The sequence below is a fragment of the Pseudoalteromonas rubra genome (genome assembly GCF_005886805.2).
Lineage (GTDB): Bacteria > Pseudomonadota > Gammaproteobacteria > Enterobacterales > Alteromonadaceae > Pseudoalteromonas > Pseudoalteromonas rubra_D.
In genome coordinates this window covers 1,315,018-1,336,004 of the sequence record NZ_CP045429.1, presented here as the reverse complement: position 1 = coordinate 1,336,004, position 20,987 = coordinate 1,315,018, and the positions used below count along the sequence as shown (strand labels likewise).

26 protein-coding genes are annotated in these 20,987 nt (G+C 49.7%); 2 read left to right on the top strand and 24 right to left on the bottom strand.

Features of this window, described 5'->3' with window-relative positions:
- Nucleotides 1-370: 370 nt before the first annotated feature.
- The 24 genes from CWC22_RS05725 to CWC22_RS05610 form a co-directional block, all read right to left on the bottom strand.
- Nucleotides 371-796 carry a hypothetical protein gene (locus tag CWC22_RS05725; RefSeq protein ID WP_138539421.1) on the bottom strand — a complete coding sequence of 142 codons (426 nt, stop codon included), beginning with the start codon at nucleotides 794-796 and terminating at the stop codon, nucleotides 371-373.
- Nucleotides 797-805: 9 nt separating this feature from the next.
- Nucleotides 806-2,275, bottom strand: coding sequence for a hypothetical protein (locus CWC22_RS05720; RefSeq protein WP_138539422.1), 1,470 nt, complete (start codon nucleotides 2,273-2,275; stop codon nucleotides 806-808).
- A 45-nt stretch (nucleotides 2,276-2,320) separates the two neighbouring features.
- Complete coding sequence (locus tag CWC22_RS05715; RefSeq protein ID WP_138539423.1) at nucleotides 2,321-2,539, bottom strand: hypothetical protein; 219 nt, start codon at nucleotides 2,537-2,539, stop codon at nucleotides 2,321-2,323.
- Nucleotides 2,540-2,548: 9 nt separating this feature from the next.
- Nucleotides 2,549-3,736: a hypothetical protein gene (locus CWC22_RS05710; protein ID WP_138539424.1), complete on the bottom strand. Its 1,188-nt coding sequence runs from the start codon at nucleotides 3,734-3,736 to the stop codon at nucleotides 2,549-2,551.
- A complete protein-coding gene (locus CWC22_RS05705; protein WP_138539425.1) occupies nucleotides 3,736-5,712 on the bottom strand; it encodes a DUF4815 domain-containing protein in 1,977 nt (658 codons plus the stop codon). The genes CWC22_RS05710 and CWC22_RS05705 overlap by 1 nt, the downstream gene beginning before the upstream one ends.
- Nucleotides 5,713-5,720: 8 nt before the next feature.
- Nucleotides 5,721-6,200: a hypothetical protein gene (locus CWC22_RS05700; protein WP_138539426.1), complete on the bottom strand. Its 480-nt coding sequence runs from the start codon at nucleotides 6,198-6,200 to the stop codon at nucleotides 5,721-5,723.
- Nucleotides 6,201-6,220: 20 nt separating this feature from the next.
- A complete protein-coding gene (locus CWC22_RS05695) occupies nucleotides 6,221-7,072 on the bottom strand; it encodes a phage tail protein (RefSeq protein ID WP_138539427.1) in 852 nt (283 codons plus the stop codon).
- The gene (locus CWC22_RS05690; protein ID WP_125562284.1) at nucleotides 7,057-7,893 is read right to left on the bottom strand and encodes a baseplate assembly protein; all 837 of its coding nucleotides are present in this window, start codon (nucleotides 7,891-7,893) and stop codon (nucleotides 7,057-7,059) included. The genes CWC22_RS05695 and CWC22_RS05690 overlap by 16 nt, the downstream gene beginning before the upstream one ends.
- 164 nt (nucleotides 7,894-8,057) lie before the next feature.
- Nucleotides 8,058-8,351, bottom strand: a complete 294-nt coding sequence (locus tag CWC22_RS05685) for a tail fiber assembly protein (protein WP_125562282.1) — start codon at nucleotides 8,349-8,351, stop codon at nucleotides 8,058-8,060.
- Complete coding sequence (locus CWC22_RS05680; protein WP_125562280.1) at nucleotides 8,351-9,319, bottom strand: hypothetical protein; 969 nt, start codon at nucleotides 9,317-9,319, stop codon at nucleotides 8,351-8,353. The genes CWC22_RS05685 and CWC22_RS05680 overlap by 1 nt, the downstream gene beginning before the upstream one ends.
- Nucleotides 9,320-9,358: 39 nt before the next feature.
- Nucleotides 9,359-10,273: a hypothetical protein gene (locus CWC22_RS05675; RefSeq protein ID WP_138539428.1), complete on the bottom strand. Its 915-nt coding sequence runs from the start codon at nucleotides 10,271-10,273 to the stop codon at nucleotides 9,359-9,361.
- Nucleotides 10,270-10,818 (bottom strand): phage tail protein, encoded by a 549-nt coding sequence (locus tag CWC22_RS05670; protein WP_125562276.1) that lies wholly within the window; start codon nucleotides 10,816-10,818, stop codon nucleotides 10,270-10,272. Before CWC22_RS05670 ends, CWC22_RS05675 begins: the two co-directional genes overlap by 4 nt.
- Nucleotides 10,819-10,829: 11 nt before the next feature.
- Nucleotides 10,830-11,639 carry a phage tail protein I gene (locus CWC22_RS05665; protein WP_138539457.1) on the bottom strand — a complete coding sequence of 270 codons (810 nt, stop codon included), beginning with the start codon at nucleotides 11,637-11,639 and terminating at the stop codon, nucleotides 10,830-10,832.
- On the bottom strand, nucleotides 11,632-12,621 hold the full coding sequence (locus CWC22_RS05660) for a baseplate assembly protein (protein ID WP_138539429.1): 990 nt from the start codon (nucleotides 12,619-12,621) through the stop codon (nucleotides 11,632-11,634). The genes CWC22_RS05665 and CWC22_RS05660 overlap by 8 nt, the downstream gene beginning before the upstream one ends.
- Before the next feature lie 69 nt (nucleotides 12,622-12,690).
- On the bottom strand, nucleotides 12,691-13,143 hold the full coding sequence (locus CWC22_RS05655) for a hypothetical protein (protein WP_138539430.1): 453 nt from the start codon (nucleotides 13,141-13,143) through the stop codon (nucleotides 12,691-12,693).
- A gap of 9 nt (nucleotides 13,144-13,152) precedes the next feature.
- Entirely contained in the window at nucleotides 13,153-13,968 is an 816-nt protein-coding gene (locus CWC22_RS05650; protein ID WP_125562268.1) for a hypothetical protein, read from the bottom strand.
- A 34-nt stretch (nucleotides 13,969-14,002) separates the two neighbouring features.
- Nucleotides 14,003-14,275, bottom strand: coding sequence for a hypothetical protein (locus tag CWC22_RS05645; RefSeq protein WP_125562266.1), 273 nt, complete (start codon nucleotides 14,273-14,275; stop codon nucleotides 14,003-14,005).
- 33 nt (nucleotides 14,276-14,308) lie between these two features.
- Nucleotides 14,309-14,866, bottom strand: a complete 558-nt coding sequence (locus CWC22_RS05640) for a phage tail protein (RefSeq protein WP_125562264.1) — start codon at nucleotides 14,864-14,866, stop codon at nucleotides 14,309-14,311.
- A 14-nt stretch (nucleotides 14,867-14,880) separates the two neighbouring features.
- Nucleotides 14,881-15,795 (bottom strand): phage tail protein I, encoded by a 915-nt coding sequence (locus CWC22_RS05635; protein ID WP_138539431.1) that lies wholly within the window; start codon nucleotides 15,793-15,795, stop codon nucleotides 14,881-14,883.
- A 9-nt stretch (nucleotides 15,796-15,804) separates the two neighbouring features.
- Complete coding sequence (locus tag CWC22_RS05630) at nucleotides 15,805-16,626, bottom strand: baseplate assembly protein (protein WP_125562260.1); 822 nt, start codon at nucleotides 16,624-16,626, stop codon at nucleotides 15,805-15,807.
- 129 nt (nucleotides 16,627-16,755) lie between these two features.
- On the bottom strand, nucleotides 16,756-17,001 hold the full coding sequence (locus CWC22_RS05625; RefSeq protein ID WP_010385180.1) for a hypothetical protein: 246 nt from the start codon (nucleotides 16,999-17,001) through the stop codon (nucleotides 16,756-16,758).
- A 36-nt stretch (nucleotides 17,002-17,037) separates the two neighbouring features.
- Nucleotides 17,038-17,457, bottom strand: coding sequence for a glycoside hydrolase family protein (locus CWC22_RS05620; RefSeq protein WP_138539432.1), 420 nt, complete (start codon nucleotides 17,455-17,457; stop codon nucleotides 17,038-17,040).
- Nucleotides 17,458-17,468: 11 nt separating this feature from the next.
- Nucleotides 17,469-17,831 carry a hypothetical protein gene (locus CWC22_RS05615; protein WP_125562258.1) on the bottom strand — a complete coding sequence of 121 codons (363 nt, stop codon included), beginning with the start codon at nucleotides 17,829-17,831 and terminating at the stop codon, nucleotides 17,469-17,471.
- Nucleotides 17,806-18,081, bottom strand: coding sequence for a helix-turn-helix domain-containing protein (locus CWC22_RS05610; protein WP_125562256.1), 276 nt, complete (start codon nucleotides 18,079-18,081; stop codon nucleotides 17,806-17,808). The genes CWC22_RS05615 and CWC22_RS05610 overlap by 26 nt, the downstream gene beginning before the upstream one ends.
- A 546-nt stretch (nucleotides 18,082-18,627) precedes the next feature.
- On the opposite strand from CWC22_RS05610, the gene ettA reads away from it, so the two are divergent.
- Nucleotides 18,628-20,292, top strand: a complete 1,665-nt coding sequence (gene ettA / locus CWC22_RS05605; RefSeq protein ID WP_010385184.1) for an energy-dependent translational throttle protein EttA — start codon at nucleotides 18,628-18,630, stop codon at nucleotides 20,290-20,292.
- Between the two features lie 289 nt (nucleotides 20,293-20,581).
- The gene (locus tag CWC22_RS05600) at nucleotides 20,582-20,944 is read left to right on the top strand and encodes a PilZ domain-containing protein (RefSeq protein ID WP_125562254.1); all 363 of its coding nucleotides are present in this window, start codon (nucleotides 20,582-20,584) and stop codon (nucleotides 20,942-20,944) included.
- Nucleotides 20,945-20,987 lie beyond the last annotated feature (43 nt).

Sequence of the window (20,987 nt, the reverse complement as noted above, 5' to 3'; positions counted from 1 at the left end):
ATCATTCTGAGCCGGTGGTTTTTAACTTGCGGAATCTTGCTGTTCTCTGACAGCTTACTGTATCTCTTGACTTAGCTTTCTCAAGCTTAGGTGTATCTTACTGATTTTAAGGGAGTAAAAACGGTCAACTTTGACCGGTTTAAACTCGACACAGTAAACCCTCCGGATTCAGACATAAAAAAACCACCGCTCATCATTCTGAGCCGGTGGTTTTTAACTTGCGGAATCTTGCTGTTCTCTGACAGCTTACTGTATCTCTTGACTTAACTTTCTCAAGCTTAGGTGTATCTTACTGATTTAAAGGGAAGAAAACCGGTCAATTCTGACCGGATTGGACTTTTTCCTACCTTTTTATGCAAATAGCCTGGTATTACAACTCAGCTTTGAAGGAAAATTCGTCCAGCGCGTCGATGGATGCCAGATCTGCCACCTGTAACTCCGCCTCATTACTTCTCTGACGCAGCGCTTCACGCTTTTCCAATTCTGCCTTATAGGCCGCATTTGCCTCTGTTCTTTCAACCTCTGAGCCACCCAGCTGCGCGAGCAGCACTCGCTCATGCGCTTTGGTGACACGCCACACCTGCGCCTCCAGGCAATCATACACAGCACGTTTAATCTCATCGATCAACATAGCCTTACGTGAAGCAATGGCATCTTCACTCAGGTGCGGCGGCACGTAACCAGCAATAAAGGCGGCTGCAGACTCATCATTCCAGGCTTCGCCGGTCTGTGGATGCACCAGCCAGTAGTTTCCCTCGATTTTCATGCCTTTATCGGCAAAATATTCGCAACTCATGTTCTCTCCTTAAAATGCGCGACAGGTACGGCCGAGGCCGTGATAATTGTGGGTGAAGTGCTCATTAATCACCCCAGTGTGACTATATGGATTGATACACATAATGGCATTAGCCATTATGCCACCATGATACCCCGCCGTATCTGGTTCTGAGCGATAAGAGTACATACCCAATAACTCACCTGACATACTCTCAAGTGCCACGGTAGCCTCTCCGGTGCCAGTTGCATTCCCTGAAGTTGTAGCCGCCCGAGAGCTATTCATAAAGAAATAGTTTACGGGTTCTAATTTTAGTTCAGGTGTAAAGCGATAATGCGCGCAGTAGCGACTCCCTCCCATTTTCACTGTATTGTTAAATACACCGAAATACCCATAATAATCCCAAGGTTGACTCAGCTGTGCTTCCTGGCCTGTTAAGCGTCTGATACCATAAGGGTAATTCAGGTAATGATGTATCATTTTAACCGTAGTAAAATCACCGTTGTCCACATATGCCTGTAGTTCTGACTCGTTCGCAATAGCTGTCGTAGTGATAACGTTTCCATCACGATATTTTTCAATCAGTAAAGACGTGTTTTCGTCGACCATAAGCAGGCAATGCTTCTGATTGTCGTACAATACTGCTACATCAGCGTAGCTATGACTGGTGATGGAAGGAACACCATATTGGTCCGTCGCATTCAGGTTTTTTTTAGGCTTACTCATTGACGTAAAGCCTTGCGAACGAACGTAGACCCCCCCATAGTTTACCACTCCAGTAGCCTGAGAGTCCTGAGTACTATAGACAATGTCATACTCAATATCCGCCGGATTGTCTTTACTGCCCAGTGGTAAATAAGCGCTGGCACCATAAAGATAAGTCGTACTAGTCGGGTTTTGTGCAAACGAATTTGCGTGTACAAAGCTGCTATGTGTAATGCTTCTGCCACTTCCATCAGCGAATAGCTTTAAGTACTCCAGCCGGCTTTGCTCATAGCTGTTGTTATAAGTGAAGCATGGTCTGACTAGAAACGTTTCGCCACTGTGGTCATAGACTGCAAATACCGAAGTGGTACGCGCATAGTTGGCTGAAGTGTGATTTGTTTCTATCGAATTAATCCCAAACAAGGGTCGTATTTGATTGGTAAAAGCCCGTCCCTGCAATGCTTCAACCCGAGCCAGGCTCGGCGCCATTGCATCCAGCTGATCCAGTTTAGCCGCTTTGCCTTCAAGCGCGGTGCCATTGTCATTGAGTGTCTGTGCTGCCTGTTGCAGGCTGGTCTGGCTGACCTGAGCAACCTGTTGCAGTGCTGTGGTGGCCTCATCAATATGCGATTCTGCCACGGCCACAACAGCCTGTTCCAGTTTTTCGTTATCGGCCAGTTTGGTGATTGCATTACTGACCAGCGCCTGCTCTTCGGCACTAAGCGGTTGTTCGCCTTGCATGTCGGCGACCAGTTTGTCGACCATGACCTGCACGGCAGTTTGTATACTTGCCATAAATTCCTCGTTGAATGATTTTGAAAGTAAATGAAGGGGCCTGCACTACAGCACAAGCAGGGGTTCACCTAATAGCTGGTTCAGGCGACTGCGACGCAGCTTCTCCTGCACCGCAAGATACTGTTGCTGTTGAATGTGTTGTTGCTGAAATAACTGCGTGTCTACTGCCGTCAGGGCATTAGCCAGCCGCACTACATCTTGTTGCAGCAAATTGTCCGGATGCGGCAGAGGCAGTGAAAAATGCGGGGTAAGTGGATTATGCATACCGCCTCCTTAGATAGAAAATGCCCGTAAAGCGCGCACTCGAGGACGCTCCGTATGGCTGCCAGAAAGCAATAATTTTACCCGGGCACTGCGCTCGGTCAGGCTATCCAGCTGGTAATGACACAACTGCCAGCCTTCATCCGCGGCCTGTGTCGATTTCAGCGGCACTTCAAGCCAGCTGTCGCCCTGCTCAATCAGTACCGTGACTTTCGCAACCCCTGGCAGCTGGGCCTCAAAGCTCACTTTAAGACTGCCATCCACTTCACAGGGGATCGCCCGAGTCACGTAGTCGGCCTGCTCCGCCACTGTGCCCAGTGCAGCCTGGACGCTTTCAAACAATACCGGAGACTGGGTCGCGGTACCGGTCAGCCTGGCACTGACATTGATTGTTTCTGTGGCTTTGTTGGCTAGCCGGACGGACTGTAATTCCTGCAAGCTGAACGTGCCTGTGCTTTCGCCTGAAAACTCAAGTTGTAGCTGAGTGTCACTTCCCGGGCGCTCTGCAACAGCCAGCGCAAGCAAGTCTGTGTGGCCATCCAGCGCCACCTCGCCCAAAGCCACCTGACTTTCTGTTTGCGTAAAGCGGGCGGCTTTAAGACGAAACGCCAGATCGCGGTTCTGGTGCGGTGTCCAGGTTGACGCATTACTTGAAGACAGCAACACACCGACCTGATAAGGCTGGCTGGTTACCCATCCACTGTCGCTGTCAAACTTGCCCAGTTCTGCAATCGCCACTTCATGCTCGTCACCATCTGTGAGCACCACTATCGCATATTCTTCACCGGCATTAAGCGACACCGGAGTAAATTCAAACAAAGTTGGTTCACCCCCAAGTTTAATGTCGCCTTGCTCTAATGTCGCCTCTGCCAGCACTGTCTGGTTGGGGATCCCCAGTTCGGTTTCGCGGATCTGCACGCGGACCGCTTCCTTTCCTGTCTTTTTAAACCACAACTCAACGGCGGCTATAAAGCGGCGCTCTGGCAAGGTGAAGGTTTGCGCTAATGGATCATAACGCACCGTCACAATTGAATTGATACGGCGTACCGTTTCGCTACGAATAGTGGCATTGCCGGTATAACGCGCCTGCCCCATCGAGTCTTTCGCACCGATGAAACGTACATCTTTACTGCCTACCGGCACATTGCCTGGGATCAAAAAACGGCCACGTATCTGGCCGTTGCTGTCTGCCTTGATCATTAAACCTCCTGAGCCTGGACACTGATCCCATCAAAGGTCACCCGCTCCAGGGTTTCCTGTGGACCAAATCCGGAAATAGTAAAGTTCACCCAACGTGAACGCATGAATTGAGCCTGACGCGTGGTGCGGCTCAGTACCTGAGTGCTGGTGCGTGTGCGCGTTAACCTGCGTAGCCCCCGGCCGATATCAAAACGTCGGGTGATGGGGCTGGTCCAGCTGCGGCTTGTCTGGGTCCAGTGGTCGACACTGGGTGTCAAACGCACCGTGGCAGGAATAGGTTCAACCGCCTGATAGGGATTGACCTTCATGCTGCCAGTTTGTTTAGTTTGCGCCAGCACATCTTCAAGTTCATAAGGCAAGGTCAGCACATTACCGCTTGGCAAAGGCAGTTCAACGATATCGGCACTCAGGGGTAAAATAAGCTCACCATCGACAATCGCTGCCGTTTGTTCAATACCGGCATCACGCATATCATCATCAATGAAAGGGTCGACAAATACGCCGAACTTGCTGGCGGATTCCTCACTGTTGGCATCATTACGCAACCGCTCAATCGCCAGCAACTGATATAAATCACTGATCTGAGACTGCATTTGTTCCAGCTCAGACATAGACACCGCCCTGACCGCAAGGTTTTCAATCTCCGGTGCCTGATCGGTAAACCAGCTCTGACTCACCTGCGCCAGTGGCAGATGATTGGCCGGCACTTTTGGCGCAACGGGCAGCTGATGTGCCGGTTGTCCTTTAATGCGCTTAAGCTGACCAAAGCGGTCCAGCACCACAAGATCAATGCGTGGCCGATACCACTGATAATCCACAGTGATCAGAGCATTTTCAACCAGTTCTCCCTGTGGTTGCTGCTTTTGCAAGGTGAAGCCAAACTCATCATGTTCAATTGCCACCTGAGTACGAAAGCGGTATCGCACCTCAAACTGACTGCCTGGGGCTGGTTCTTCACCACTGAGCTGCCAGCTGATGTGATTCCGTAAGAATAGGAAATCAACGCCGGCAACAAAGGTCGTCTCTCCCTGCGTGACACTCAGGATCTCCAGTACTGACTCATCCGGAAGCAGATCCTCACCACCTGCCAGTTGAGCCCGAGTCAATATCGCGCTTTTTTCAATGCTGACATTCACTTCTTCTACGGCTTTAACCGGAAAGAAGTCCAGGTCAACCCGCATACTGCGTGCGCCATCGTCTGATGCCGGAACACTGATAAACGCCTTGGGCTCTTCTCTGACCGTGCCAATATCCGGGTCCCAGTCAAAGGCAGTGCTGCGCGCAGTATCAAAGGCCACTTCATATCCCTGAATATGCGCCTTCCCCTCTTGCAGGCTAAAGACCTGCTGATCGGCTTCGCGGTCACGATAACTCAGCGCCATCCCTTCAACGACATAACTGCCGCCGTTGGCTTCGCGATCATAACGGGCCAGTGCCTGAGTCACCGCATCCAGCTGAGGCGGTGCTTGCTTGATGATCAGCACACCATCTTCAATGCGGTGTACAGGATAAAACGCATCGTCCTCGGCCAGCGCGTCCTCTCGCAGCCCCCACTGACAATGCTGCTGCAATCTGGCAGCGCCGGGCTCATCATAATTGAGGGCATTGACGGCCGGATCTCTGAGCGATGGATCTTCAATTTCCGTTACAACACTGTGAGTTAGCCAGACACCTATATCAACACCACCTTGCAGCGTAATAGTAAATGTGGCTGCGGGTATCTCTCTGATATGACCGTCCAGATAAACCTGGGCCGCGCTCAGCTGAACCTCTCCGGATACGGCGTCTATCACGACATCGTCGCCAGACACCAAATCGCCATCTTTGAGCAAGACATCGGCAATTCCTTTCACCTGATCCCGTACCTGAGATTGTAAATCGTTCAGCTCCCGGCTTTGCAAACCACGCCCAGAACGAAACAGCAGCCGCTCATAGCCATTGGCTTTATCATAATTGTGATAATAATCCTGTAGCATGGGCTCTCCTAAAAACTCATCACAAATTCAAAACTTTCCCGGACGCCTGGCTCTCTGACCAAAGGCGCCCGGTGATCCAACAACAACAAAGTCCCCGTTGATGCGATTTGCTCCGGCGGTACATAGACCTGCCCCGCAGCCACATCAGCTGTGAACGTCGTGCCTGAAAAGATCCCCAGTTCGCGAACAGTTTCGCCCTGTGCATCTTCAAAATCGAAAACGAATTGGCAATAAACATGACGCGTAGGTTCAGCACTGTGGCGATAACGCGCCCCCTGCACATCGATGTCGCCTTGCTCATCCGGCTCACAAAAACCCTGAAATTTAACTTTTCGATACCCTAAGGGATCGGCCAGTTGCGTGGCACTGATGGGTTCGGATGGTGGCGCCTGCCAGTTGCCATCACCGCGGCCCCAGGCCAGATAAAGTGAGGTTTGGGCTACGCTGCGCGCAAGCAGAGTCCGCCCGTTAAAGGTGAAAATAGACAATGTAACTCCTTGTTGAGTGGTTAGGTAAGTGAGTAATGGCACTGAACAAGCTGAGGTGTCTGACTGTCAGACCAGCTCACTGTTGACCAGCTTGCTTGCCAGAGTCCGGGTTGGGTTTGGATATGACTGACAATGGCACGTTGATGCGAAATACCAGCCTGAAGGTGACTTACAGGCGGTACACTGAGCACCAGCGTGCCCAGACGGTGATTGTGGACATGACCCCACAGCTGGCCTCGCTTGCGCAACACTTTACTCCCACCCTGCGCAGACAGTTCCGTTCGTTCACTGTGAGTACGCTGGCGAGACAACCTCACTTGCTTGCCATCTTTCAAAGTATAATGAAAGCCTGACTGATCACTGAGCAGATCGCCAAACTGACCTGATGACAGCGCCAGCTCGCGAATATCGAGCTGATAAGTGATCCGAACCAGCTCGCTGCGGGCCGGTGCACTTAGCTCACTCAGTTGTGCCAGCCGGTTGAGTTGCCACTCACCTGGTACACTATCAAGGTGCAATTGATAACGATAAAAGTGCCGAAGTGATCCCGACTCTTCAATGTGTAATAAGGGCTCTCCAAGCCAGCCAACCGCCATCGCCAGACTCGCCCGCGTACCTCGGATCCGCTGCCAGCTCAGCCCCTGCAATAGCACTTGATCCAGGTTATCCAGATAAGGTTCCAGAGGATCCAAACCATATTCCCAGACCAGCCAGGGCAACAAATTGGGATTGGGATGAGACTTAAAGCCTCTGAGCAACGAAATACTTGCTTCCAGTGTTTGTGTAAGCTGCCCGTGCTGATCTAACGCCCGTTGTAATGGGGTGTGATTGGGTGGTACCAAAGGTGTATTAGCGGTTAAGTTTTCAGACATAGACTTACCTGCTTCAGCTGAACATATTGATTTGCCGCCACTTCGACCAAAGAAGCTGGGGTATGGATTTCAACATGCTTAACGCCCGCAACATGCAACTGGGCACTGAGCCAGCTGGGTGTCATTACCGTGCCGAGCGCCAGCTCTGTCTGCCACGCAGCACGCAGCTTCGCTTCCAGCTGCTCAAACACCCGTAAAGGCGTATTTGAGTTGAGATAAATATCAGCGTGGACATCCACCTCAATGGCCTCTGCCAGCTCTACGTCCACTGTATCGGTCAATACTTTGACTTCATCACTGAGTACATAGCTGCGTACTTGCTGCAATGCCGCTGTCGGATCCTGATCCGCATGAAATAGCACCGCCACGCGAACCTTACCGGACTCGGGACTATCTACTTCCACGTCACGGATCGCACTGGGCGCGGCGGTCAATGCTGCGTTGCGATAGTGGTCTTTACTACCCGCCGTACTTGATGCCAGAGTCTTTTGCCGGATCCGTTGACGGAACCCGCTATCGGCTTCATTGGCTGCCCTCAGGACACCATAAAACAGCCCAAGCTGGTCCAGATCGGCATCCTGCGCTGTTGCCAGCAAGTTAGACTGTACGGCTTCATTTATGCGCTGTCGTAACAATAATTCGCGGTAACTTTCGACCTGCAAGCATACCGATAACGGATCACTTTGCAGGGCCAATGCGTCTGCATACTGCGGCGCAAGGGCTTTAAACCGCGCCACCCGCGCCTGATAAATGTCTTCAAATTCAATAGATTCTAAAATATCGGGCGCAGGGAGCGCCGTAAAATCGAAAAGGTCGGTCATAGTACAACCTGTTTTAAGTGAACATAAGTGTGAAGCGAAGATGCGCTGGACTGTAGTAATCATCAGCCAAAAACAGTAAGGCTGCTGACACACTTACAATAACCAGCACATTGCCCCAAGGAATGGCAAGAAATCCAGTTGATTAGGTAAACAAACAATTTATCTTAGGGTAGCTCTGGCCAGGTAACTTGCCCGGGATCCGTTAATCCATTCGGTAAGTCACGGAGTGCTTGACGATATTCAGCCCATACTTGCTGCTGCTCTGGCGCGATCGGTGCGTCCGGGATCTGCGTCCAGTCACACTCCTGAAGTAGCATATTGCGTCGTTTTCTTAGTTCATCCAGTAACTGGGTCCGACAGGCATCATCCACAATACTTTCCGGTACGCCCGCCTCCAGCAATTCCGCTTTTGTTGAGTTAATATATTCGATTCCCTGATACTTAATATTAGCCAGCATTAGACTGCTCCCCAAAATTGTAAACTCGTATTCGTCTGTGGTGTTAATCTCTCACTGACATCCATTCCGGATTTCACCGAATCGCTAAAGCCCCATGCGGCGATAAAATCAAGCACTTTACCATCAGAGACATCAACATCTACATTCAAAGGTTCCTGCGTGCACTTCCTCTTAATCACCGATAGGTACTTTCCGATGAACGACCAGGAATGCCAGCCAATCCATCCGCAATTATGGGCCGTAAACCACTGTGGATTTGCCACTTGCTTTAAGTGACAACCCTGAAACAAGATTGAGGCAGTGCCCAATCCAATCCCCTCTGGGTGGACGATACAGTCGTACGTCTCAAATTGCGTGTCCCGGAAATATAAATCAACGGTGCCACTGTGTTCGTTGTACCCCTGTAGAGTAACCATACCGTGGCGGTAAGGAGCAGACTTTTTACCAATTTCAGCAACTTGTCTGAGTGTGATATTCTTCGTCGCCAGATTCACCCCATTTGTGATCCTGATTGGATTAATAAAGTCACACAACTCACCGGCCGCACTATATTGTCGAAAGGCCTTAAACTCGATAATTGAAGTTTCTTTATTTCGTCCTGAAATTAACAAGTTACGACCAGGAGGGACATACAATTCCGTTTTCCAAGTGCAGATGGTGTTTTCAGGAATGATAATCTCAACACTCTGGTGCCCTGCTTCAAACTGTTCCCTGACTTGCTCGGCAACATCGACGTCACTGAGGGCATCTACTTTAGTGTAAATATTATATGCTGAACTCAAATAGCGACTGTTCGCTTCTTTCATAAAGCCCTGAAAAGACGTACGGGCTTCTGCTACTTCTTTGTCTATTACTGACGACTTAGCAATAACCTGACCGGTCAGTGCATTATTGGCTTCAGTCAGTTTGGCAATTTCCTCGTTTAATGAAACGAGACGTCCTTCCAACGTTTCTGTATTGGTTGACACAATTCAATTCCTTATAGTTAAAATGTACGGCGGGTATGCTTAAGGCTGAGAAGGCTTGTTATGTACCAGCCACGAATTGTCAGGACTGGTTTGGGTTATCAGGTAGCAACCCGGAGCCAGTTCGATATCCGGAGGAGTGAACTGTTCGGCGTATACCTCTACATTTCGATAAAATGCCAGAATGCCACCACCAGTCGGCGAGATATCTGCTCTAAACTGTGGCATATATGTGAAGCTTCTTTCACCATTTACCATGCTGACATCTGCCGCAAAAGTAACATTTTGCATGGCAACCGTACCAACCCCGGCGAAGCGACTGTAGTTAACGGCAACAAAGTGCGGAAACAGTGCGCCTTCTCCCCCGTAAAGTACAATCACAGGGTAAAAATCATTGCTGCTCGAAAGTGAGTAATTCGCTCTGCCAATGTTCTCAAACAAGCGATTGTGCTCTAACGTAATATGCTTTTCAAAGTCACCATCAAACTGCAGCGCAATTCGGGTATTAATACCCCGCGTATTAAATGCCACTGCACCTGTACAGTGTAATTTCAGACCGTAATGGAGCCAATCCGTTTGTGTGTATGCTTCAAATTGAACATTACAGTCTGGTAGGATAACACCACTGAAATAATGCGTTTTTTCGTTAGCCGCCAATTTTATGCGTGCCGAGCAGCCGGCTGTTAAACGGCGGCATGCCTCAGTCAACGTTTGTAACGGTTGTTCCGGCGTTTTACCATCATGGTTATCGCTACCGATATTGGGGTCAGCATTTACATACAGTTCGGTTTCCAAGTGCGACTTGATGGCATTAATTGCGGTATCTGGCACTGAATTCAGGGCAGTATCAATGAGACCCAGCTGACTATTAACTTCATTCGTTAATAACTGAGCGCCGGCGACAAGGTTGGCATTTTCATCAATTAGCTCTGCAATTTTCTGACTCAGCGTCGTCATAATGCTTTCCTCATTTGAATTAACTGCTCATTAAAAGCTATTTGTCGTAAATTTGATTGGATCTGAGCACTGGCCATTTTTGTCTGAGCCAGTGCCATGGTGAGAAACTCTTCACCGTAGAACAGATTGAGGTCACCCGATGCGTGGATATCAATGCTATCTCCAGGCACAGCATTCAAGATCAGATCAAACCCCTGAACAATTTGTGCCAAGGGAGTCTGGTAGAACAATGCATTTTCGGGGTGAGACCACACCGCAAACAATGTTCTATTTTGATCATTAAGAAAAAACCCCACTTCACGCACGGCATATTGCGCTGTATCCTTGAAAGTCCCAGTCACGTTGTAATGACCTGCACCGACGACCTTACCACCACTCACATCGACTCTATTTCGCTCGTTTTTAAGCTGAATTTGGTCACGATGAGCGATATATCCTTGATCTCCCACTGCTATCTGCGCAATTTCAATCTTGATCCCCTGATCATGTGCGCTAACAGCGGCATTTAACCCCTGCTGTGTTATGACAGGTGTATACGTATTCATATAATGTCCTTTTAAATAAGCGTCATTTTTACACTTTGAATTGATAGCGTATTAGCCTTTGATGCTACTTCTGACTCACCTTCAAACCGCATGTAGCTCTGTTGTTCAAAGTTGCCGGTTCCAATACAGGACCCCATAGAACGCGCTGCGAGCACTATGCTATGCTCATCAAACTCAGCCCCCTCATCGTTCAGCAGGTTTGTACTGTCTGATATTGAAGGTTTGTCTGTTCCAGCTATCGCGAATAACTCAGTCCTGAACGTAAAAGCAGGACTTGCTTGCATGTTGAGCTGGCTCATGGAGTGCGAGGCTGCCATATTGGTTAGCGAACACTCAGCAGATTGCGCAACCCCAACGCGAAACTGAATTTGACTACGACATGGTTTAGTCGCAGCCACTGTTTGCCACAGCTGTGCCTGAAGTTTTGGCGTCAGTAATGTGTCCCCTTGCGGGTCCAGATTGTCATGGGCCAGTGCCAGTAACTCAGCACTATGTGGTGCACCACCGGTTTGCCACCATTCCTGCAATTCAACACTGGCATTCAGGCTACTCAGCGACTGCTTAACTGCCCCCGCGGTGCCTTTAATTCTGTGATTAGGCACACTGTCGGCAATCACCTGACGCTGAATATGCTCAGGCCAGAGACTGTCCCAGCTATCCACGCTTAACCCATCTGCCAGCCAGGGCAAAAAGTGCACCGGACAGTGCCATGGGTCCCAAAGTTGCGAAAGTGATACAGGCACCTGGGTGATGCGACTTGCTGCGTTATCCAATGCCCGCTCAAGCTTACTTGCCTGATTGGGTAGCAGTGACTCAGACATGCTCGCCTCCGATGTCAACTTCAATTGCGGTGCAATAAGCTGCTTCATCCTGATCCACCGTGATGTCCCACTGTGGTTCGAGTAACTCAACCCGCTGTACGCCTTCACGATGCAATACCGCATACAGAGCAGATAAAGAAATATCATGACCGAGTTTGCGGTGCTCATTGAGCCAATCTGAGGTGGTTTTTATGGCCAGCTGCTTAATAGCATCGCTATCCATCCCCGGATATAAATACAAGCGAGCATTGATGGTAAAACTGCGGATAGAAGCGGGTATCACCCTGACTCTGTCCGTCAGTGGACGGATCTCATCCTGGTTGAGATACGTCTGGACTGTATTCAATAAAGCGTCCGATGCCAGGCCCGAGCCCTCATCACTGAGAATGGTCACTGCCACATCACCCGGCATCGGCTCGCTTAATCCCGCATTTGATGTACAGGTCAGTACGAATGCGCTTGTCGCGCTGTCGTCAGTCACTGAAGCACGCTCGAATTCAGGTGCGGATACATACACATCCCGTACCTTCGGTGAGGCTTTCATAGCATGAAACACATAAGCGCCCGCGGGTCCCGCAGTACTGAATCCTTCCAGTGCCAGGCGAATGCGTTCACGATAGCGCTCATCACTTTCATACTCCGCAGACACAGAAGGAACCGCTTTGGCATTGCCTGGTGAGGTTACAGCACGTTCAACGCCAAAACGTGCCCCCAAGTAATCCAGCTCAGTGCTGCTGGCTTTGGCCAGTAATACAGCTTCAGCCGCCTCATTTATACGCTGCCGCAACAGCATTTCTCGATAGGCAAAGGCCTCTATGAGCTTAATGGCGGGATCACTGGCATAATCCAGCACTGCCCCGTCATAGCGTTGGGAAAAATCCGCCACAATCGCGGTTTTTATCTCATCAAAACTCAGCTGCTCTATCAGCTTAGGCGTAGGTAAACGGGCCATATCTATGGCACTAAAATTGGTCAGAGACATAGCAGCTCCTGATATTACAAGTTTGGAAATTAAGGCGGGCAGCGAAAAAATGTAGCGAGCGGGCAAGGGTTACAGCAGGTTGTTAACGCCATTGGCGCGTTCAATGATCTCCTGCTTTACAGTGTCCAACCCTTTGCTCTGATATGGAAAAGTCAGCTCACCCGTTGCCACTTTCCCTTCAATATCACCAATGCTGGCTTTCAGAGAGGTCACAGACGCTTTCACGTCTTCCAGGCTATTGGCTTCCGACAGTTTGTTGACGAATCCACTGAGTTCGTTGAGTAATAAGTGTGTCGTGTCCGACGTTGTACCAAGCAAGGACTGGCTGTCTGCTACTTGCTTTTCTACGTCACTACGAACCTGAATACGATTTATCATTTGCTGCTCAGCCTCACTCAGCTCAATGGAGTACTCACTATGTTGTCCGAAGTTTTCCTCCACAAACTGCGCAATCACCGCGGGTGGGGTAAATGGGTCAAAGAATTGCTCTGCTATTTGATTATTGACGATAAGTTTTGCCATGTTGCACTCCTAAGGTAAAGTTGGGGTTGGTTGATGTTCATAAGCAGACACTGCACTGTCACCCAAGTATGGGAACTGACCCCAGGCGCTAGCAATTGGGACATTACCAGTGACTACCGCAGGCAATGCAACCTGAATCACCGTTGTTTCAGACAGATCAAGGTGCGTACCATTGATGTAAGGGTGGCAATGTGTGTACAAATTACGATTACTATGGCCTATACCACCGCCGCACACCTTAGCAGGCGCATTTGCTTCTAAACCGCTACACCAAAACCCAGTTGGCACCACACCACGAATGTGTTTTACAACCGCTGCACACGTCATGAAGGTAGGACGACGCACGTATTGATACATCATGTATGATTGTGCTTTCTCAGTATTCCCCTGCGCATTGGTGATATTGCGGTAAGGGGCAAACTCCAGCTCCCAGATATTAAAGTTCTTGGCAAAATACTTCGTGTCTGAGCCGATTGCGCGTAAAAACTCACGTGCAAGCTCGCTTCTGTCGTTTACTTCAACCCCGGTTTCTACAGTCTCAACTAACCTGGCTTGTTTTAAAATCCCTGCGCCCCAGTCCTTTGGAAATGAACCATCTGTATTTGGAACAAGGGCCTGGTTCTTTGTCACTCGAAAATGCGACTGAGATTCCGTATACGAACTCAGCTTCGCATCCACTTTTGCCAGATGCTGATCCGTTTTGCTCTGTGAAGCACTAATAGCCGCATTGAGCGCGCTATCAATACTCTGAATTTTGTTGTCTACCGTGCTGGTCAGGGCTTCTGAGGCTTCAACCAGGCTGGCAATATCGTGTTCTAATGCCATATATTTCTCCGTTTAAATTTGAGTTAAAAAGTGTCTAAATTGAAGTTCTTGGAAACTGCGCTTTAATGGCGTTACGTGCGCCCAGCCAGCGCTCACGGGCCTTGCCAGCCTGCGGGCTGTGTTCACCATACTCAGCGCATGCCGCCAAAAACTGAAATGCGAGGCCGTCACTGTGCTGTTGATAGGCCTGCACCCGGGCAGCATCAACGTGCGCCTGATGTTGCAGTGCTTTGGCTTGTTTGAGTAATTTTATGGCCTCTTCGGCCAGCTGTTGTGCCCGCTCAGGAGCCGTGCTGTATTGCGTCATCGTAGTGCCTCCTTGTGTATTCTGTTCTGGTGCCTAAAGCACGCCGTTGTCCATCAGTGCAAACTTGAGTTTCAGATGTCGATGCATATTGCCGATTTGTGCCTTGCCCATTTTGGCCAGCTCAGGGGCCACCAAAATATTGAACTCAACCCCCTGATCGATCACTGTGATTGAGTCTGATGGCACGCCTGTCAGGGTCAAGTCAAACGCCAGTAGCAACTCAACGTCATTGGATTTATAAGCAATTGACTCAGTTGGGGAGGAATACACAGCGAACAACACATGCTGTATTTGTCCATCGACTTCTTCTTCGGTGTAAAAACCGATTTCATTGACGAAAAACCCCTCTCCCGCTATCGGCTCAGCATCACGCACCGTGAGGTGTAGCTGTTTGCCATCGGCGAGTGTTTTGGCACTGGCCAGATCCAGTTTGTATTTCTCGTCCTGCAGACGAGTGATCCCTTCATGGGGCTGATAACTACCGCTGCCCAGACCCACTTTACTGATTTTGGCTTTAAAACCACCTTGTTGCGCTCTGAACAGCGCCGACAAGCCCGCCGAAGTGATCACGGGCTGAAGTAAAATACTCATTGTTAGAAACTCCTTTATGCAGGTGCGCCAAGCGTGCCATAGCAACGCACTGCACTCACCCGACGGCGACTGATATGCATCACCGGGGCGGCGCAACTGACACTGTTAATAAATTCATCGGGAATACGCTGATCCGACAGTCCTCTGAAACGAACAACCTGCACAGGTCGGCGTGTCATACAAAATGCCTGGCGTAAACCGCACTGAGAGATCCGGTGACGTAGTTTATCCACTCCAGCACGGTGCCTGAGTACCTGATAACGCTTATCGGATAAAGACGCAGCCACAGACACACTCGCCTGGCTGTCACGCTGTTTGGCTTTGTCGCCAATACAGGGCTCAACCGCACCATATAAGCGCTTATGCGTGATCGGATGGACAATTGCCCCCGCCGCCGCAGCGCTCGCCATTTTCATCCCCACCAGGAAATCAAAGTGCGCCTTTTGTGGCTTAGTCTGGTTGGTCACCCGATGGATAGCATCGTAAAGGCTTTGATCCAGCTTGACAGCCCGGCTGGTGTAAGGCAGCGCATTGGCCCAGGCAATAAAAACGAAGGTATGTGGCTCCGTGCTTAAGTAAGGCGCCAGATAAACATCATCGGTATCTTCAAACCACTCGAAAAACTCCAGCTCCAGACCCAGCGAAGAGAGCGCTCGTTTCACTGAGCCGACGGTTCCCTTGTGCTTGTGGATCGGAACTGAGCGAGCGATCAACGCCCGTTTGGTTTCGCTCGGCCAGTTTTCATCCCATTCATCCACCGACAGGGCCCATGCCAGCCAGGGCAGCAGAGACTCCGGGCACGTTTGCGGATCCCAGAGCTTGGCCACATGCTCAGGTGTGACACCCCGCTCCGCATAGTGTGTGCCTGCACTCAGGCTGCGTTCTAATTCAGAGGCACCTGGCGGCAGTAAATCAGTACTGACTGTCACGAAGACCTCCTAGAAAAAACTCAAATGCAGCGACAAACTCACGGCCTGCGTATCTTCGGGCGTTATGTCATCCGAAGGTGACAATAATTTAATTTTGCGCACCCCGCCCTGATGTAACAGATCGATAATTGCAGAGTGCGGGATCTCTTTACCCAACCGGGTATGCGCCTGATTAAATGCATCCAGTGCAGTATCAATCGCCAGTCTGACCTGCGACTCATTCACACCCGGGTTAAGATAAACGTGGGCTTCAACAGGCACACTGGTTGGCCTGGTGGCCGATACCTGCACCTGATCCGTCAATGGCCGAACATCCTCATGATTCAGATGGTCTGACACTGCACTTTGTACCGCTGCCAGATCAGCACCTATGTCGGTCAGTACTGTTACTTCAACCACGCCGGGTGTGCTCGATGTAACATGAACATCCCGTACCCGAGCGTCTGCGAGCAAAGACTGAAACTGATAAGCACCTGTCGTACCGGCCATACTGTGGCTTTCTAAAGAAAGCGGAATACGCGCCCGATAACGCTCATCATCTTCTGCATCAGCCCGTGCAACACCAAACAAGCCACCGAGGTGATCAAGATTACTGCCTGAGGCGAAGGCCAGCATCACCGCTTGTGCAGCGTCGTTCACCCTTTGTCTCAGAAGCAATTCCCGGTAGGCAGCAACCTCCAGCACTTTGATGGCAGGATCAGATGCCAAAAAGCTGTGTTCAGGCAAACGTTCCGATATCGCCTCAACTAACTCAGCGCGGATCTCTTCGTAGTTCAATGTTTCTATCACCGCTGGTGGTGCCAGGCGTGACAGATCTATCGCGGTATTCATAGGTCAATTCCTCAGGCAAAAACTGTCCGGCCCGAACAGCGTTGCTCAGGTAAGTCAGTTTCAGTCAATGTGTAGAAATGTGGTGACGGTACTTCACGATACGCGTGTCGGTATCGACCGCCCTGCTGGCTAACCGTTGTTTCGTTTAGCACTCAACAATGCGTCGAGCTTTTTATCGATAGAGTCAAGACGCTTTTCAATGCGCTTCTGGTCCTCTTTGCGGATTTGCTTGAGATGTGCAAGCTCCTGCGAATTCGTGGTGATCCGCTTGTCCAGATCATTGAGATATAAAATGCCTGACACCAACAGTGCAATGGTGGTCAGGATATGAGCCAGATTCAGCTCCTTTTTCATTTGCCATTGGTCGGCTTGCATGGTTTGGCCACCTCCTCATTCATAGTTTCCCCCAATTTAAGATTGCCACTGCCCACTGAACATTTGCTGCGCCAGCTCCTCTGCGCGCTCAGGAACTTGTCTGGCCCAGCGACTATCCAGCATTTCCAGTGCTGCTCGCTCAAAGTCGCCATGTTGCACCGCATCAAGCATGTTATTGAAACCCAGCAACCCTCGCACACCGAGGTTGAAGGCCATATTTGTCAGCACTGCCTGACGAGCTTCATTGCAATGAGAGATATCAACACGACGCCGCACACCAGCCTGAGCATTGGCCACATCCTGTGCCAATAACTGCTCCGCTTCTTCCTCAGCTATACCATTTTGTTCCAAATTTCTGCCATACCCTATCGTGAGTTTGCCAGCGGTGCAGTAATAAGGAAAACGACGGAATCCCTCATGTTTTTTTATCTGCTCAACCGTATTCATAATTGTCATTGTGTTCCTCCTTATGGCTGACACAAGCTCTGAAGCAGACTACGCTCAGCTTTAACGAGCCAAAACTCTAACGAGCGTTTTGAGTCAAAACCCAGCGTTTTTGCAACCTGTGCTATGTCTCCTTCAACCAGATACTTACCGCGCAGTGCACGGATACATTCAGGCCTAAGTTGTGCAATCTGCTGTGTCAATGTCTCTATTTCTTCAGGCACGCTCATCATATCGCTGCTCACATAACGGGCACTGGAATCACCTACTCGCTCGGTCACGGCCTGACGGCTAAACCCTTTACCCAGTTCTTTTGCACGCCAGAAACGACCCCAGCGTTTTAAAGCGGCGCGTAACTGCTTAATGGTTGGTTGTGTCATCATCATTGATCTTTCCTATTACTTCTAAAATATCGAGTGCATAAACATCCTCGACCAGACCGACAACGTCGTTCCACCTAGGGCTGTATTCTTTGTTTTCCCAGCGTCTCAGCGTGCGCTCTTCGACGCCATAATGTGCTGCTGACTCAGCCTGCGTATAACCTCTTAAGAGACGGGCAAATCTCAGGATATCTGCCCCCATCGGGGTTCTTTTTTGCTGCGTTAACCGCGGCTTTGCATACATATATTGCTTCATCGTTTTCCTTATACTGTGAAGTCATTCATCAAACAAAACAGCGTCCCTTAAATGGCTAACAAATTGCAGCACTCGTATGTGCCAGGCCGCGAAGATAAGCGGTTGTAGACAATGGTGGCCACTGTTTATTTCTCTGGTCATTGAATTAAACTGGTGCGTATGTGAACCTGGCTTACTGGTCACAAGCCCCATGTAACATCCGCTGTTCTGAATGTGCTGGCGCAGGGAATGAAGGAAAAGTGCGCTGATGCCAAAACTGCATCACATGTTTACAACTCCATGTCGTAGCTTTATCAAGCTTAGGGCTATAATACCGTTTTCATTGGCCCGAAACAGGTCAAAAATGCCCTAACAATTATAAAGTTAAAATTTATCCCTGAATCTTGTAAAAGCTAACTAGCGACTCGCGATAAAAGCAAACCAGATTAACAATTGTAAAATTTGAAAGGATTTTCTTCACAAATTGGCCAGTGTGTCAGACAAACATTGCCCCCGTGCACGGCATTCACTAAAATAACCACATCTAAATAAAGAGAAGCAAAATTCATGGCTCAATATATCTATACAATGTCGCGGGTGAGCAAAGTCGTACCACCCAAACGCACAATCTTAAAAGATATTTCTCTGTGCTTTTTTCCAGGTGCCAAAATTGGTGTGCTTGGTCTAAATGGTGCAGGTAAATCAACCCTGCTACGTATCATGGCCGGGGTAGATACCGAGTTTGAAGGGGAAGCACGTCCGCAGCCAGGCACAAAAATTGGCTACCTGCCTCAGGAGCCGGTGCTGGATGAAAGCAAAACGGTGCGCGAAACCATTGAAGAAGCAGTGGGCGAAGTAAAGCGTGCATTGAGCCGTCTCGACGAAGTATACGCAGAGTATGCAATGGAAGACGCCGACTTCGACGCCCTTGCTAAAGAGCAAGGTGAGCTGGAAGCCATTATCCAGGCACACGACGGTCACAATCTGGACAACGCGCTGGAACGTGCCGCAGATGCACTACGCTTACCTGAGTGGGATGCTAAAATTGAGCACCTGTCAGGGGGTGAACGTCGCCGGGTTGCAATCTGTCGCCTGTTACTTGAAAAACCAGACATGCTGTTACTGGACGAACCAACCAACCACCTGGATGCTGAGTCAGTGGCCTGGTTAGAGCGTTTCTTACATGACTACGAAGGCACTGTCGTTGCCATTACCCACGACCGTTACTTCCTTGATAATGTGGCGGGCTGGATCCTGGAACTAGACCGTGGCCATGGTATTCCGTGGGAAGGTAATTACTCTTCGTGGCTGGAGCAAAAAGATGCCCGCCTGAAACAGGAAGAAAAATCTGAAAAAGCACGCCAGAAGTCTATTGAGAAAGAACTTGAGTGGGTACGTTCAAACCCGAAAGGCCGTCAGGCTAAATCTAAAGCTCGTATGGCACAGTTCAGCGAACTTCAGCAGTCTGATTACCAAAAACGTAACGAGACCAATGAACTGTTCATCCCACCAGGGCCTCGCCTGGGTGATCAGGTAATTGAAGTCAATAACCTGACCAAGAGCTTTGGTGATCGCGTCCTCATTGACAACTTAAGCTTCTCAGTGCCTAAAGGTGCTATCGTCGGTATTATCGGTGCCAACGGTGCGGGTAAATCAACCCTGTTCAGAATGCTCAGTGGTCAACACCAACCGGACAGCGGCGACATTGTACTGGGCGAAACCGTAGAGCTGGCGACCGTTGAGCAGTTCCGCGACGACATGGATGGCAACAACACCGTATTCCAGGAAGTATCTGATGGCCAGGACATCCTGAAAATTGGTAACTTTGAAGTGCCCAGCCGTGCGTATGTTGGCCGCTTTAACTTCAAAGGCAATGACCAGCAGAAATTTGTGAAAGAGTTGTCTGGTGGTGAGCGCAACCGTTTGCACCTGGCCAAACTGCTCAAGGCCGGTGGTAACGTGATCCTGCTGGATGAGCCTACCAATGACCTGGACGTGGAAACCCTGCGTGCACTGGAAAACGCGATTCTGGAATTCCCGGGCTGTGTCATGTGTATCTCGCACGACCGCTGGTTCCTTGACCGTATCGCAACCCATATTCTGGATTACCGTGACGAAGGTCAGGTGAACTTCTTCGATGGCAACTACACAGAATATGAAGAATGGCTGAAAAAGACCTATGGTGCCGAGGCCGCAGAGCCTAAGCGCATCAAGTACAAAAAAATTGGTTAATCGCCAATAATGCCAGATATGAGCCCTGACTTTCAGGGCTTTTTTATACCTACTCAGAACGAGAGTTTGTACCAATCTACATAACTAATGCGTACTATTTCAAGGCGAGAAAAGAGTATCGTTAACCAGGTAAAGATTTTGCGGTTTAGGCACCTAGATAAGAAACTTTTAACGCCGCTAGTGCCAAATTTTCGCCTGCAAATCGAACAAGTTGTAAGTGGCATTGGTATTAGTGGAGACTGGGGCAAAAACTAGCTAAGCTATAGATAAACAAGCTAAGAGAATACTGATGAAAGAACGTAGACGATTTTCACGCGTACTGTTTTCTAACCCGGCGGTGTTGATGACGGCCAGCGGCGATTACAAGTGCGAAGTCATCGACCTGTCACTCAATGGCGCTTTAGTGACTTTACCTGTTGGGTATGTGCCCCTTAGAGATGAGCCGGCCAGCCTGCGCTTTGCCCTGCCGCAAAGTGACATACAGATAGCCATGGAAGTACAGGTCCGTCATATTGAGGAATGTCACCTCGGTGTACACTGTAATCAGATCGACCTCGACAGCGTCACGCATCTCAAGCGTCTGATTGAACTCAACCTGGGGGATGATGACGTACTTCACCGCGATCTGGAACAGCTACTGCTACACGACTAAGCACTGCATTAGCTGAGTTTTCTATCTGACTCGCTTGTCGCAG

Coding starts and splice junctions, on each gene's coding strand:
- CWC22_RS05725 (WP_138539421.1), bottom strand. CDS start 796: ATGAGTTGCGAATATTTTGCCGATAAAGGCATGAAAATCGAGGGAAAC.
- CWC22_RS05720 (WP_138539422.1), bottom strand. CDS start 2,275: ATGGCAAGTATACAAACTGCCGTGCAGGTCATGGTCGACAAACTGGTC.
- CWC22_RS05715 (WP_138539423.1), bottom strand. CDS start 2,539: ATGCATAATCCACTTACCCCGCATTTTTCACTGCCTCTGCCGCATCCG.
- CWC22_RS05710 (WP_138539424.1), bottom strand. CDS start 3,736: ATGATCAAGGCAGACAGCAACGGCCAGATACGTGGCCGTTTTTTGATC.
- CWC22_RS05705 (WP_138539425.1), bottom strand. CDS start 5,712: ATGCTACAGGATTATTATCACAATTATGATAAAGCCAATGGCTATGAG.
- CWC22_RS05695 (WP_138539427.1), bottom strand. CDS start 7,072: ATGTCTGAAAACTTAACCGCTAATACACCTTTGGTACCACCCAATCAC.
- CWC22_RS05690 (WP_125562284.1), bottom strand. CDS start 7,893: ATGACCGACCTTTTCGATTTTACGGCGCTCCCTGCGCCCGATATTTTA.
- CWC22_RS05685 (WP_125562282.1), bottom strand. CDS start 8,351: ATGCTGGCTAATATTAAGTATCAGGGAATCGAATATATTAACTCAACA.
- CWC22_RS05675 (WP_138539428.1), bottom strand. CDS start 10,273: ATGACGACGCTGAGTCAGAAAATTGCAGAGCTAATTGATGAAAATGCC.
- CWC22_RS05670 (WP_125562276.1), bottom strand. CDS start 10,818: ATGAATACGTATACACCTGTCATAACACAGCAGGGGTTAAATGCCGCT.
- CWC22_RS05665 (WP_138539457.1), bottom strand. CDS start 11,639: ATGTCTGAGTCACTGCTACCCAATCAGGCAAGTAAGCTTGAGCGGGCA.
- CWC22_RS05660 (WP_138539429.1), bottom strand. CDS start 12,621: ATGTCTCTGACCAATTTTAGTGCCATAGATATGGCCCGTTTACCTACG.
- CWC22_RS05655 (WP_138539430.1), bottom strand. CDS start 13,143: ATGGCAAAACTTATCGTCAATAATCAAATAGCAGAGCAATTCTTTGAC.
- CWC22_RS05650 (WP_125562268.1), bottom strand. CDS start 13,968: ATGGCATTAGAACACGATATTGCCAGCCTGGTTGAAGCCTCAGAAGCC.
- CWC22_RS05645 (WP_125562266.1), bottom strand. CDS start 14,275: ATGACGCAATACAGCACGGCTCCTGAGCGGGCACAACAGCTGGCCGAA.
- CWC22_RS05640 (WP_125562264.1), bottom strand. CDS start 14,866: ATGAGTATTTTACTTCAGCCCGTGATCACTTCGGCGGGCTTGTCGGCG.
- CWC22_RS05630 (WP_125562260.1), bottom strand. CDS start 16,626: ATGAATACCGCGATAGATCTGTCACGCCTGGCACCACCAGCGGTGATA.
- CWC22_RS05625 (WP_010385180.1), bottom strand. CDS start 17,001: ATGCAAGCCGACCAATGGCAAATGAAAAAGGAGCTGAATCTGGCTCAT.
- CWC22_RS05620 (WP_138539432.1), bottom strand. CDS start 17,457: ATGACAATTATGAATACGGTTGAGCAGATAAAAAAACATGAGGGATTC.
- CWC22_RS05615 (WP_125562258.1), bottom strand. CDS start 17,831: ATGATGATGACACAACCAACCATTAAGCAGTTACGCGCCGCTTTAAAA.
- CWC22_RS05610 (WP_125562256.1), bottom strand. CDS start 18,081: ATGAAGCAATATATGTATGCAAAGCCGCGGTTAACGCAGCAAAAAAGA.
- ettA (WP_010385184.1), top strand. CDS start 18,628: ATGGCTCAATATATCTATACAATGTCGCGGGTGAGCAAAGTCGTACCA.
- CWC22_RS05600 (WP_125562254.1), top strand. CDS start 20,582: ATGAAAGAACGTAGACGATTTTCACGCGTACTGTTTTCTAACCCGGCG.